Raw genomic sequence first — 12,705 nt, forward strand, 5'->3', positions numbered from 1 at the left:
GACCTAGCGACGAAATTAACGAATCCGGCCATGCCGGCGGTCGCAGCCAAATCCTACTCGATGACTTCGTTCGCGGTTGAGAGCAGGCTTGGCGAAAGCGTGACGCCGAGCGCCCTGGCCGTCTTCAAGTTGATCGCCAGCTCGAACGTGGTTGGATTTTGGACCGGCAGGTCGGCCGCCCGTGCCCCCTTCAGGATGCGATCGATATAGGAGGCGGCGCGGCGGAGCTGCTCGGCGCTGTCGGTGCTGTAGGACATCAAGCCACCCTCGTCGACGAAGGTGCGGCTCCAGAACACCGCCGGCACGCGCGCTTCATTGATGGCCGCCAGCAGAAGCGCACGGTTGGACATGGTGAAGAAGTCCGGCAGCACCAGCAGGCCGCCATCCTTCCGCGAAGCCAGGGCGACGATCGAGGCCGTGTCATGGACCGGCGTGGACTCCACCGTCACATCGAGCGCGCGCCCAGCGTCCTCGATCGTACCCAGCATCAGGGGCGCGAACGGCGCGGTGGCGGGATTGTAGACCACGAACACACGGGACGGTTTTGGCGTGACCTGCGTCAGCATCTCCAGCCATTTGCCAGCCAGCGGGCCGTCGTAATCGGTGAAGCCGGTAACATTGCCGCCGGGATGGGCGAGATTCTGGACAAAGCCCTGGCTGACGGGATCGGTGACGACGGCGAAAACGATCGGGATCGTCGCCGTGCGCCGGCGCAGCTCCTCGACCGAGGGCGTGCCGACCGCAAGCAGGATGTCGGGCTTGAGTGCCACAAGTTCGTCGGCGAATTGCGCGATCCGTGCGCGGTCGCCGCCGCCGTTGCGCCAGTCAATCTTGAGGTTGTCGCGCTCCTTCCAGCCATGGCCGGCAAGCGCCTGGAGCAGGACCGCGCTACGCGTCTGCCCGATCGCATCGTCGGCCGCAGTGACCGAGAGCACGCCGAGCCGGCGCGTCGCATTCGCTTGCGCCAGCACCGAGGCCGGCAGCGCAGCGGTCACCCCAAGAAGCGCCAGAACCTCGCGGCGGTTCATGGGGCGCTCCTCGGATCCAGGCTCACTAGATCCAGCCCTGGAGCTCGCGTAGCACCAGCGTTCGGATCACGTTCATGCCTGGGTCGCTGTCGTTGAGGCAGGGGATCGCGGAAAACTGCTCGCCGCCATTGTGCTCGAAGATCTCGGCATTCTCCTGCGCGATCTCCTCCAGCGTCTCGAGGCAGTCGGCGGAAAAACCCGGCGTGATCACCGCGATACGGCGCACGCCCTCTTTCGCCAGACGCTCCATGGTCTTGTCGGTGTAGGGCTGCAGCCACTCGTCGAATCCGAAGCGTGACTGAAAGGTCAGCAGCAGCTTTGTCTCGTCCATTCCGAGCCGGCGGCGCAGCGCCTCGGTGGTCGCGACGCACTGGCCCTGATACGGATCGCCCTTGTCGACATAGGCCTTCGGCATGCCGTGGAAGGAGGCGACGATCAGCTCCGGCTTGAACGGCAGGCTCGCCAGATGCGTCTCGGTCGAGGTGGCGAGCGCCTCGATATAGGCTTCGTCCTCGTAATAAGGCGGCGTCACCCGCAGCGTCGGCTGCGCGCGCAGCTGGGCAAGCACGCGAAACACCTCGTCGCAGACGGTGGCCGATGTCGCAGCGGAATATTGCGGATAGAGAGGCACGGCAAGGATGCGATCGCAGCCCTTCGCAATCAGTGCATCGATGCCCGACTTGATCGAAGGATTACCGTAGCGCATCGCCCACTCTACCATGATCTGGTCGCGGTCCGACAGCATGGCTCCGAGCTTGTCGCTCTGCGAGCGCGTGATGGTCTTGAGCGGCGACTCGTTCTTCTCGGTGTTCCAGATCTTGAGATAGTCGCGCGCCTTGGCGCGGGGGCGGGTGCGCAGGATGATGCCGTTCAGCACCACCTTCCAGATCAAGCCCTGATCCTCGATGACGCGGGCGTCCGAGAGGAACTCCTTCAGATAGACCCGCACGCCGCGCGCGTCGGCGGTATCGGGCGTGCCGAGATTGACCAGGAGTACGCCGACCCCCGAGGGGGCGGGCTGCGTCGCCGGCATCGCGGTCTGGCTGGGGGCGATTGTCATCATGATCCGTTGCGTCGCGCGTTGTTCCGAACTTGTCAAGATTGGGCCGGTTTCGCTAGGGTCGGTGCGCAGGGGAGAGAACCATGACGCTGGCGGAATGGTGCGTTTTCGGGGCGCTGTTGCTCTATCTCTTAACGATCGTCTCGATCAAATGGATCAGATTTCGTGGCTTCGACAATTCGCGGCCGCGCGATCCAGCGTTCTTCGAGGACGCCATCGCGCAGCGCGCGCTCGGCGCGCACCAGAACGGCATCGAGACCTTTCCGTTCTTCGCCTTCGCGGTGTTGCTGGCCGAATACAGGGAGTCGCCGCAGCGCCTGATCGACGAGCTCGCGGCGCTGTTCCTGATCGTACGGATCGCCTATGTGCTGACCTATCTCGGCAACCGCCCGACGCTGCGCTCCATTCTCTGGAGTATCGGCTTTGCAATCAATCTCGGGATCTTCTTCATGCCGGCCTTGAAGCAGTTCTTGCCGGTGTGAGCTTGAGATCGTAGCCCGGATGGAGCGAAGCGTAATCCGGGATTCCTCCACGGCGGCACTATCCCGGATTGCGCTTCGCTCCATCCGGGCTACAACACCTGCCGCTCAAAAACACGTCGTCCGTTCGGCCGCGATGTAACCCAACAACAGGCCTGCACCGAACAGCAGCACGAGGCCGGCGGCGGCGAATTCGATGCCGCGCATGAACAGTGCGCCGTTGCCGTCGCGTCCGGCGCTCAGGCGGGCGGCGATGTCCTTGGCGGAGACGGCGACCACGGCAATGGCTGCGACCGTGATCGCGGTGCCGAGCCCCATCAGCAAGGTCGAGGCGATGCCGGCCCAGAACAGGCCTTGGGCCAGCGCGAACACCAGCACCAGGATCGCGCCTGAACAGGGGCGAATGCCGACGGTCAGGATCGCGGCAAAGCCGCGTCCCCAGCCACCGGGGCCGGCGAGTTCGCTGGGCGTGGGCCCGTGGGAATGGCCGCAATGCTCGTCATGGACGTGATCATGCTGGTGGTGATGATGGGCATGATCGTGACCATGATGATCGTGCGCATCGTGGTGGTGGTCACCGTGATCATGATGGTCATGCGGCACGCCCGCGATCGCCGGCACCGGCTGAACCGCCTGCAGCGCACGGATGAAGGTGCCGCCCTTGACCCAGACCAGCCGCAGGCCGAACAGTGCGATGAGCGCGTAGCTTGCGATCTCGATCGCGCCTTCCGCCTTGCACATGGTCTTGGCGGTCGCATTCAGCACCCAGGCCGAGATACCGACGATCAGGATCGCCACCAGCGACTGCATCAGCGCGGAGGCAAACGACAGCACGATGCCGCGCCGCGCGGTCTCGCGATTGGCGACGAGATAGGAGGCGATCACCGCCTTGCCGTGACCGGGGCCGGCCGCGTGGAAGATGCCATAGGCGAACGAGATGAAGAGCAGCGTCCACACCGCCGAGCCGTCGGACTTGGCGGCGCGGATCGTCGCCGACATCTGGCGATAGAATTCCGACTGTTTTGCCAAGAGCCAGCCGATCAGGCCGCCGGCCTCAGGCTGAGCGGCTTGTGGCGAACGCGGCGCGCCGAACGGATTTTGCGCGAGGAGATCGTGGAGCGCCGCGTCGGCCACGGCCACGACGAGAAGAACGCCGGCGCAGACGGCGAGCCCGCGCCCGAGAGGCGTGAGTTGCGGCTTCAAGGGCAATCCACCGTGATCTTGTTGGCGAACATCATGCCGAAATTGGTATTCTCGCCGTTCATGAAAGTCTGCTCGTTGAGCTTCTGGGCACTCGCGGTGCCGTCGCTCGGCCGGTCAAGTTTCATCTGGCAGCCGGCGGGCGCGCCAACCAGCTTGACCGGATTGTCCTTGGCCATCTGGAAGTCGATGAAGAAGGAGCGGTCGAACACTTCGAGCACCAATTGCCTGGGCTTGACCGGGTTCTTCAGCGGCAGCGTGAAGTGCAGGGTCAGTACGGTATCCTTGTAGTCGAGGAAGTAGTCGACCGGCTCCTGGAATCGCTCCTTCTTGCCGTCGGCTCGCGCGAAGGTGAAGTAGGCGTATTCCTTCAGCGACTCGACGTTGGTCTGTGCCAGCGGCCCCAGCTCCTCGCGAGTATAGGCGCCCTTGGTCTTGCTCTCGAGCCCCTGCACTGCATAGGCCGAGAACATGTCGTCGAAAGTCCAGGCGTGGCGCACGCCGGTGATGGTGCCGTCGGGGGCGTAGAGCAGCTCGCTGGTCGCGGTGATCCAGACATGCGGATGCGCCCGCGCCGCGCCTGCCGCGAGCGACAGGGCGACGGCGAGCAGCAGCCCCAGCAGGGCCCGCATGCCCATCAGGCAGCCTTCGGGGCGTCGAGCAGGCCGCGACGGCGCAAGAGCGCGTCCGGCTCCGGCGGCCGGCCGCGGAAGGCCTCATAGGCGGCTTCCGGATCGACCGATCCGCCGCTCGAGTAGATGTCGTCGTGCAGGCGCTTTGCGACGGCGGGATCGAAGATGTCGCCGGCTTCCTCGAATGCACCGAAGGCGTCGGCGTCCATCACCTCCGACCACATGTAGCTGTAATATCCGGCCGCATAATGATCGCCGGTGAAGATGTGACCGAATTGCGTCGGACGGTGACGCAGCGAGATCTCCTCGGGCATGCCGATCTTTTCCAGCTCGCGTCTCTCGAAGGCGCGGACATCCTGCGCGGCGGAGGCCGGCTGGGTGTGGAATTCAAGATCGATCAGTGCCGAGGAGACGAACTCGACGGTGGCGAAACCCTGGTTGAATTTTCGCGCGGCCAGGAACCGTTGCAGCAGATCGTCCGGCAGCGGCTCGCCGGTCTGGTAGTGGCGGGCGAACTGCTGCAGCACCTCCGGTCGCTCCTGCCAGTGCTCGTAGAGCTGCGAAGGCAATTCGACGAAGTCGGTGAACACGGAGGTGCCCGACAACGACGGATAGGTCACGTTTGAGAGCATCCCGTGCAGGCCGTGGCCGAACTCGTGGAACAGGGTGCGGGCGTCGTCGGGCGACAGCAACGAGGGTTCCCCATCCGCGCCCTTGGAGAAGTTGCAGATGTTGAGGATCAGCGGCGCGACCTCGCCGTCGAGCTTCTGCTGGTCGCGCAGCGAGGTCATCCAGGCGCCGGAGCGCTTCGACGGCCGGGCGAAGTAGTCGCCATAGAACAGCGCCTTGTGCTTGCCGTCCCGCCCCTTCATCTCCCAGACCCGGACGTCCGGATGCCAGACCGGCACATCCTTGCGCTCCTCGAAGGTGACGCCGAACAGGCGCGTGGCGCAGTCGAAGGCGGCCGCGATCATGTGATCAAGCGCGAGATAGGGCTTGATCGCGGCGTCGTCGAAATTGGCGCGCTGAAGGCGCAGCTTTTCGGCGTAGAAGCGCCAGTCCCAGGGGGCGAGCTTGAAATTGCCGCCCTCCTCCGTGATCAGCGCCTGCATGTCGTCCCGGTCGGCGAGGGCCCGCGCCCGCGCCGGTTTCCAGACCCGCTCCAGAAGGCCGCGCACCGCTTCCGGCGTCTTGGCCATGGAATCCTCGAGCCGGTAGGCCGCGAAGGTCGGGTAGCCCAGGAGATTGGCGCTTTCCTCGCGTAGCTTCAGGACCTCGACGATGGTCGCGTTGTTGTCGTTGGCATTACCGTTGTCGCCCCGCGCGGTGAAGGCCTTGTAGACCTTCTCGCGCAGGTCACGCCGGGCCGAGCTCTTCAGGAATTGTTCGACCGAGGAGCGCGACAGGGTGACGATGGCCTTGCCGGCCATGCGGCGTTCTTCTGCCGCAGCCTTGGCGCTGGCGACAAAACTCTCCGGCAGGCCCTGGCGGTCGGCTTCGCCGAGCTCCATGAACCAATCCTGCTCGTCGCCGAGCAGATGATGACTGAAGCTGGTGCCGAGCTGGGCTAATCTCTCGTTGATCTCCGCCATCCGCGTCTTGGCCTCTTCGGAGAGGCCGGCACCGGAGCGGTGGAAGCGGGTGTAGGTGCGCTCGAGCAAGCGGAGCTGTTCCGGTGTCAGACCGAGATTGGCGCGGTTCTCGTGCAGCTGGGCGATGCGGCCAAACAGCACGGCGTTCATCATGATCGGATTCCAGTGCCGCGCCATCCGCAAGGAAACCTCCTTGTCGATCTCCAGAATGGCCGGGTTGGAATGCGCCGAGACGAGGTCGTAGAAGACCGACGCGACCTTGCTGAGCAGCTTGCCCGAGCGCTCCAGCGCCGTGATGGTGTTGGCGAAGTCGGCCGCGGTCGGGTCGTTGGTGATCGCTGCGATCTCGGCGGAGTGGTCGGCGAAGGCCTGCTCGAAGGCCGGGAGGAAGTGCTCCGGCTTGATCTCGTCGAAGGGCGGGGTCGCAAACGGCGTCACCCAGGCCTTCAGCAGCGGGTTGGTCTCGGAGTCCGTAGTTTGGCGGGGTTCTGACATTACAAGTCCCGATTTGTGGCTCGATTGTTGCGGCCAGCTATAGCACGCGATGGGGCTTTTTTGGGCCATTTGCCCTTGCTCCCGGCTGCCTTTTCGGGGAGATTGCGGCCCTCCAAGCCTAGGACCCCTGAGCTCATGAACGCGACCTCCTCGTCTTCCCGTCGGATCGTCTGGCCGAGCGTCATCACCGTCATCAGCGCCGCCATCCTGATCGGCGCCGAGGTGTTCGGCGCGGCGTTTGCCGGCGGCTGGGCGCTCGCGATCCTGTTCGGGCTGGGCGAGCAGGGCACGCATATCCTTCAGGCCACGCTGTTTGCGCTCGGCGTGCTCGTGATGACTGCCTTCATCCGCGCCGCTCAGCGCGTCGAGCCGTTCACGAAGCGCGGCTGACACTTCCTCGCGCCCGAGACACGCGCGCAGAAACTTAACGCGCGTTCATCTTCCGCGTCGCTCGCGCAACACTTCGCAAGCAGATGTTAGGCAATTCTGCTCGCAGCCTAAAAAATCTCTTGCGAACCAGAGTCAAAACACTTATGTGCGGATTGCCCAATTTCGCACGTGCCTGTGGTCGTGTGTCAGTCGGTAGGTATCCGGACAAGAGGCCGGACAGCCGCCAAGGGGTGAAGAAGCCGAGGGGCTCTTCGGAAGTGTGGAAGTTGGAAGGCTCATAGCCGGAAGACGAAAGCAAACCCGGAGCGTCCAGCATCTCTCTCAAAGAGATGCCTTGTCGAAGGTGACTTTGCTCTTTGCAACCGTGACTGGCAGCCGGAGGCGAACCGGCGCACCCCGCTCTCAACGGGGGACGCGACTTAAAGCAACGACGGATCGGGCTTTTTTGGTCTCTACCGGCAGTCCAACGCCGGCGCGGGCTACTGAAAAGGCTTGTCCTTCATTGCCAGGTGTGCGGGCGGGAACATTCCCAACCAATCCACGGCAGCACAGTCTGATGTGAGTCTTTGGCTCGTCGCGCCTCCATCGCGCGATCTGGCCGGAGCGCTCTTATCCGACGTCATTTTTTGAACGGATCCCCGTCGCTGGGCCGTTTGGGAGAGTGCTATGACCGACCGTATCCAGGAATTCCTGCGCAACCGCCGCAGCGAGGGCCTCGACACCGAACCGTGCCTCGTCGTCGACCTCGAAGTCGTGCGCGACAATTACCAGACCTTTGCCAAGGCGCTGCCCGACAGCCGCGTGTTCTATGCCGTCAAGGCGAACCCGGCGCCGGAAGTGCTGGCTTTGCTCGCCTCAATGGGCTCCTGCTTCGACACCGCGACGGTCGCCGAGATCGAGATGGCGTTGGCCGCCGGTGCGACGCCCGACCGCATCTCCTTCGGCAACACGATCAAGAAGGAGCGCGACATCGCGCGCGCCTTCGCGCTCGGCATTCGGCTGTTCGCGGTCGATTGCACCGCCGAAGTCGAGAAGGTCGCCCGTGCCGCGCCCGGCGCAAAGGTGTTCTGCCGCATCCTCTATGACTGCGCCGGCGCCGAATGGCCGCTGTCGCGCAAGTTCGGCTGCGACCCGGAGATGGCCGTTGACGTGCTCGACGTTGCCAAGCGTCTGGGCCTGGAGCCGTGCGGCATCTCCTTCCATGTCGGCTCGCAGCAGCGCAAGGTGAAGGCGTGGGACCGTGCGCTGGCGATGGCCTCGCAGGTGTTCCGCGACTGCGCCGAGCGCGGCATCAACCTGACCATGGTCAACATGGGCGGCGGTTTCCCGACCAAGTACCTGAAGGACGTGCCGCCGGTGGTGACCTACGGGCGCTCGATCTTCCGCGCGCTGCGTAAGCACTTCGGCAACCAGATTCCGGAGACCATCATCGAGCCGGGCCGCGGCATGGTGGGCAACGCCGGCATCATTGAATCCGAGGTCGTGCTCATCTCGAAGAAGAGCGACGAGGACGAGGTGCGCTGGGTCTATCTGGACATCGGCAAGTTCGGCGGTCTCGCCGAGACCATGGACGAGTCGATCCGTTACGCCATCCGCACCCCGCATGACGGCGCGGACATGACGCCGTGCGTGCTCGCGGGCCCAACCTGCGACAGCGCCGACGTGCTGTACGAGAAGAACCCGTATCCGCTTCCGGTGACGCTCGAGATCGGCGACAAGCTGCTGATCGAAGGCACCGGGGCCTATACGTCAACCTACTCGGCGGTGGCGTTCAACGGCATCCCGCCGCTGAAGACCTATCATATCTGATCCGCCTCTCGTCTGAGGCCTGACGAACCCGGGAGCCGGCTTGCCGGCTCCCTCCCTGACATTTCGATCTGACGACGCCTTGGACCGGCGTGCTTTGCGCACGTCGGTTTCAAGCGGGGACTGACGCGCCATGACTGCTCTTCGGAAGACACAGGTTGACCCCACCTCGAAAGCCGCTCCGTTCGCGATCCGCAGCGAGCGTGCTGCCGACGTTGCGATGCGTGAAGTGCTGCTCGATGCGTCCTTTGGCGAGAACCGCCATGGCCGCACCTGCCAGCGCCTGCGTGACGGACGCGCACCCGCTGCCGGCCTTGCGCTGGCCGCGATGCGCGAGGGGAAACTCGTGGGAACCGTGCGGCTGTGGCACGTCAGCGCCGGAGGCAGGCCCGCTCTGGTCCTCGGACCGCTGGCGGTGGACCCTGCCTGCCGCGAGCTCGGGATCGGCGCCGCGCTGATGCAACAAGCGCTGGCTGCCGCCCGGGCGCGCGGACATGCCGCCGTGATCCTGCTCGGCGACGCACCTTACTACGCCCGCTTCGGATTCTCGCATGAGAGGACCGGCGAGCTGTCGCTGCCCGGCCCGTTCGAGCGCGACCGCCTGCTGGCGATCGAATTCCAGGCCGGTGCGCTGGATGGCGCCGCGGGGATGATCGTCCCGACTGGCGCGACCCTGCCCAAACGGAGGGTAGTTCGCGGCCTCGAGGCGCGCGCGGCGTAAGGGATTGCCATGATCGCAATACCAAAGCCGCGCCGAGCGGAGATGCTCGCGCGTGCCCTTTGCTTTAGGGTTGCGCGGGGCTGAGAAACGCCCTTTAACCCGCCAAACGCCCCCTTCAGTCGAGGCCCACGACCATGTCCCGTCGCCTGATCTCCACCGGCTCTCCGCTTGAGAAGACCGTCGGCTACAGCCGCGCCGTGATCGACGGCGAGTTCGCCTTCGTTGCGGGAACCACGGGCTATGACTACACAACGATGACGATGCCGGCCGATGTCACGAGCCAGTCACGCAACTGCTTCAAGACCATCGAAGCCGCCCTGCAGGAGGGCGGATTCGAGATGGCCGATATCGTCCGTGCGACCTATTACGTCACCGACGCCAGCTATATCGATGCCCATTTCGCTGTCTGCGGCGACGTTCTCGGTGACATCAGGCCGGCCGCGACCTTGCTGGTCGTCAGCGGCCTAGCCAAGCCCGAGATGAAGGTCGAGATCGAAGTCACCGCCAAGCGCCGTAACGCTTGATCCCCCATCCTTTGTTCGCCAGCACGTTCCGGAGAAACCATCCCATGAGCCCCGCCTCGCAGATCTACGCGAAGATCACCGGTCCCATCGTCATGGTCGGCTTCGGCTCCATCGGGAAAGGCACACTGCCGCTGATCGAGCGGCATCTCGACTACGACAAGTCGCGCGTCACCGTGATCGATCCCAAGGACGAGGGTCGCAAAGCGCATTGCGAGAAGCACAATGTGCGCTTCATCCAGAAGGGCGTGACCAAGGACAATTATCGGGAGTTGCTGACCCCGCTGCTCACTGAAGGCGGTGGCCAGGGCTTTTGCGTCAATCTCTCGGTCGACACCGGCTCAACCGACATCATGGAGCTCTGCAACGAGCTCGGCGCTCTCTATATCGACACCGTCAACGAGCCCTGGCTCGGCTTCTATTTCGATTCGTCGAAGGGCCCGGAGGCGCGCTCCAACTACGCCCTTCGCGAGGCGACGCTGGCCGCCAAGAAGGCGCGCCCCGCGGGCTCGACGACGGCCGTCTCCTGTTGTGGCGCCAATCCCGGCATGGTCTCGTTTTTCGTGAAGCAGGCGCTGCTCAACGTCGCCGCCGATCTGAAGCTCAATGCCCCCAAGCCGAAAACCAAAGCCGAATGGGCGGACTTGATGCGACAAGCCGGCATCAAGGGCATCCACATCGCTGAACGCGACACCCAGCGCTCCAAGAAGCCGAAAGAGCCGGATGTCTTCGTCAACACTTGGTCGGTGGAAGGTTTCCTGTCGGAAGGCGTGCAGCCATCAGAACTCGGCTGGGGCACTCATGAAAAATGGATGCCCGAAAATGCGCGGACTCACGAAGCCGGCTGTGGTGCTGCCATCTATCTGATGCAGCCCGGCGCCAACACACGCGTGCGCACCTGGTGCCCGACCCGCGGCGCGCAGTATGGCTTCCTCGTCACCCACAACGAGTCGATCTCGATCGCCGACTATTTCACCGTGCGCGATGCATCGGGCACGGCGGTCTATCGGCCGACCTGCCACTACGCCTATCATCCGGCTGACGATGCCGTGCTGTCGCTGCACGAAATGTTCGGCCGCGCCGCGAAGATGCAGGAAAAGCACCACATCCTCGACGAGAACGAAATCGTCGACGGCATCGACGAGCTCGGCGTGCTGCTGTTCGGCCATGACAACAATGCCTACTGGTACGGCTCGCAGCTCTCCATCGAAGAGACCCGCAAGCTCGCGCCCTATCAGAACGCCACCGGCCTGCAAGTGACCTCCGCCGTGCTCGGCGGCATGGTGTGGGCGCTCGAAAACCCGAACGAGGGCATCGTCGAAGCCGACGAGATGGATTTCGATCGTCTGTTGGAAATCCAGCTGCCGTATCTCGGCCCGGTGAAGGGCTTCTACACCGACTGGACGCCGCTGACGGATCGTCCGGGACTGTTCCCGGAAGATATCGACACGAGCGATCCCTGGCAGTTCCGGAACGTTCTGGTGCGGTGATTGTGCGGTCATGCCCGGGCTTGTCCCGGGCATCCACGCACTTTTTTCTCGCGAAGCCAAGAACGCGGATGGCCGGGACAAGCCCGGCCCTGACGCCACAACTGGCGGGGAGCTACTTCCTCTCGATCGGCGGCGCGATCTTCTCGGCCGGCGCCGGCGGCAATGCTGGTTTCGCCGCGCCGGCAGCGCCTTGCGTCTGCGGGTCGGGCCGCGCGGGCTCTGGGGCGGGCGTGGTCGGCCGGTCGCCGCCGGGCTTGGCTTCCGCGGGCTTGTTCTGATCGGAAGACGGCGTGCCTTGAAGGGGGGGCGTCGCCTGGGCGGTCTGCATCCGGGTCTCGGCGCGGATTTGCGCCAGCGACATGCCTGACACCACAACGCCGGCTGCGAACAGCGAGCAGGCGACCATCATGTCGAGCTTCAGTCTGCGCTTGTCATATTGGCCGGGCATGTCGATCACCGCCTTTGTCCTCGGGATCAACGAAATCGCCGGTCTGCGGTTCCCTGCCAATGGCCGCCGGAACCCGACGCCTGCGCGCCCCATCGCCGCGCTCAATCCGTGGTGCTGACTTCCCAGGTGGCGTGGCGGACGCCGGGGAGGTGCTGGAGATCGGTCGCCACCGCATTCAGTTCGTTCGGATCGACGGCGGTCGCGACCAGCTTTGCCACGATCTCGATCAGATCGTCCCCGGTTTCGACCATGTCGATATCGGCCACCAGATATTTTGCGCCCTCAAGCTTCTCGACCAGCCGGTCACGCATGTCGGGCAAAGCGTCCGGTGCGACCGCGAGCTTGAAGTAATAGGTCGCCTCGGAGGTCTTCTCGTTCAGTGGGATGCGGTTGATGGCGTTGACCAGCGGCCGCAGCATGGTGTTCCCGGCAATCACGAACACCGTCAGCGCCGCGGCCTGCGCGACCATGTCGGCGCCGGCGCAGGAGCCGACCGCAGCCGAAGCCCAAAGCGTCGCCGCGGTATTGAGCCCGCGCACGTCCATGCCCTGCTTCATGATGACGCCGGCGCCGAGGAAGCCGATGCCCGAGACGACGTAGGAGATCACCCGCACCGCGCCGTCAGCGCCGGTCAGGTGCATGGCGAGATCGACGAAGGCGGCGGCGCCGACCGCGACCAGCACATTGGTACGCAGGCCCGCGGTGCGCTGGCGATACTGCCGCTCGGCGCCGATCAGTGTGCCCAGCACGAAGGCCGTGAACAGGCTGACCAGCGTGTCCGCAAAGTCAGCGATCTGGAAGGTCGTCAGAAACCGCATGGCCCCATCTACGGTCAGAACGATG

General features: G+C 64.6%; 13 protein-coding genes. 6 read left to right on the forward strand and 7 right to left on the reverse strand.

Annotated features, from left to right (window positions below; translation table 11 throughout):
- Nucleotides 1–53 precede the first annotated feature (53 nt).
- Together AC0L2F_RS01880 and hemH are read right to left on the reverse strand one after the other, a co-directional pair.
- Nucleotides 54–1,028 (reverse strand): ABC transporter substrate-binding protein, encoded by a 975-nt coding sequence (locus AC0L2F_RS01880; RefSeq protein ID WP_473247299.1) that lies wholly within the window; start codon nt 1,026–1,028, stop codon nt 54–56.
- Nucleotides 1,029–1,053: 25 nt separating this feature from the next.
- Complete coding sequence (hemH, locus tag AC0L2F_RS01885) at nt 1,054–2,091, reverse strand: ferrochelatase (protein ID WP_473247300.1); 1,038 nt, start codon at nt 2,089–2,091, stop codon at nt 1,054–1,056.
- 80 nt (nt 2,092–2,171) lie between these two features.
- Between hemH and AC0L2F_RS01890 the strand changes: the two genes are divergently transcribed.
- Nucleotides 2,172–2,570, forward strand: coding sequence for an MAPEG family protein (locus AC0L2F_RS01890; protein WP_007615161.1), 399 nt, complete (start codon nt 2,172–2,174; stop codon nt 2,568–2,570).
- Nucleotides 2,571–2,675: 105 nt separating this feature from the next.
- Here the strand turns inward: AC0L2F_RS01890 and AC0L2F_RS01895 are convergent, their stop codons facing one another.
- The 3 genes from AC0L2F_RS01895 to AC0L2F_RS01905 are packed head-to-tail and all read right to left on the reverse strand — an operon-like array spanning nt 2,676 to nt 6,486.
- The gene (locus AC0L2F_RS01895; RefSeq protein ID WP_473247301.1) at nt 2,676–3,770 is read right to left on the reverse strand and encodes a nickel/cobalt transporter; all 1,095 of its coding nucleotides are present in this window, start codon (nt 3,768–3,770) and stop codon (nt 2,676–2,678) included.
- Entirely contained in the window at nt 3,767–4,405 is a 639-nt protein-coding gene (locus tag AC0L2F_RS01900; protein ID WP_473247302.1) for a DUF1007 family protein, read from the reverse strand. The genes AC0L2F_RS01895 and AC0L2F_RS01900 overlap by 4 nt, the downstream gene beginning before the upstream one ends.
- Nucleotides 4,405–6,486 (reverse strand): M3 family metallopeptidase, encoded by a 2,082-nt coding sequence (locus AC0L2F_RS01905; protein ID WP_473247303.1) that lies wholly within the window; start codon nt 6,484–6,486, stop codon nt 4,405–4,407. The genes AC0L2F_RS01900 and AC0L2F_RS01905 overlap by 1 nt, the downstream gene beginning before the upstream one ends.
- Nucleotides 6,487–6,621: 135 nt before the next feature.
- On the opposite strand from AC0L2F_RS01905, the gene AC0L2F_RS01910 reads away from it, so the two are divergent.
- The 5 genes from AC0L2F_RS01910 to AC0L2F_RS01930 all read left to right on the forward strand — a co-directional run bounded on the left by AC0L2F_RS01910 (nt 6,622) and on the right by AC0L2F_RS01930 (nt 11,414).
- The gene (locus AC0L2F_RS01910; protein WP_473247304.1) at nt 6,622–6,876 is read left to right on the forward strand and encodes a hypothetical protein; all 255 of its coding nucleotides are present in this window, start codon (nt 6,622–6,624) and stop codon (nt 6,874–6,876) included.
- 666 nt (nt 6,877–7,542) lie between these two features.
- Nucleotides 7,543–8,685 carry a type III PLP-dependent enzyme gene (locus AC0L2F_RS01915; protein WP_007615165.1) on the forward strand — a complete coding sequence of 381 codons (1,143 nt, stop codon included), beginning with the start codon at nt 7,543–7,545 and terminating at the stop codon, nt 8,683–8,685.
- Nucleotides 8,686–8,815: 130 nt separating this feature from the next.
- Complete coding sequence (locus tag AC0L2F_RS01920) at nt 8,816–9,403, forward strand: GNAT family N-acetyltransferase (RefSeq protein ID WP_007615175.1); 588 nt, start codon at nt 8,816–8,818, stop codon at nt 9,401–9,403.
- A 134-nt stretch (nt 9,404–9,537) separates the two neighbouring features.
- On the forward strand, nt 9,538–9,927 hold the full coding sequence (locus AC0L2F_RS01925; RefSeq protein ID WP_007615185.1) for a RidA family protein: 390 nt from the start codon (nt 9,538–9,540) through the stop codon (nt 9,925–9,927).
- Nucleotides 9,928–9,971: 44 nt separating this feature from the next.
- Nucleotides 9,972–11,414 (forward strand): homospermidine synthase, encoded by a 1,443-nt coding sequence (locus tag AC0L2F_RS01930; protein WP_007615186.1) that lies wholly within the window; start codon nt 9,972–9,974, stop codon nt 11,412–11,414.
- A gap of 112 nt (nt 11,415–11,526) precedes the next feature.
- On the opposite strand, the gene AC0L2F_RS01935 is transcribed toward AC0L2F_RS01930, so the two are convergent.
- A complete protein-coding gene (locus tag AC0L2F_RS01935; RefSeq protein WP_473247458.1) occupies nt 11,527–11,862 on the reverse strand; it encodes a hypothetical protein in 336 nt (111 codons plus the stop codon).
- A gap of 101 nt (nt 11,863–11,963) precedes the next feature.
- On the reverse strand, nt 11,964–12,680 hold the full coding sequence (locus tag AC0L2F_RS01940; RefSeq protein WP_007615187.1) for an MgtC/SapB family protein: 717 nt from the start codon (nt 12,678–12,680) through the stop codon (nt 11,964–11,966).
- Nucleotides 12,681–12,705 lie beyond the last annotated feature (25 nt).

Source organism: Bradyrhizobium sp. Ken64, from assembly GCF_055807555.1.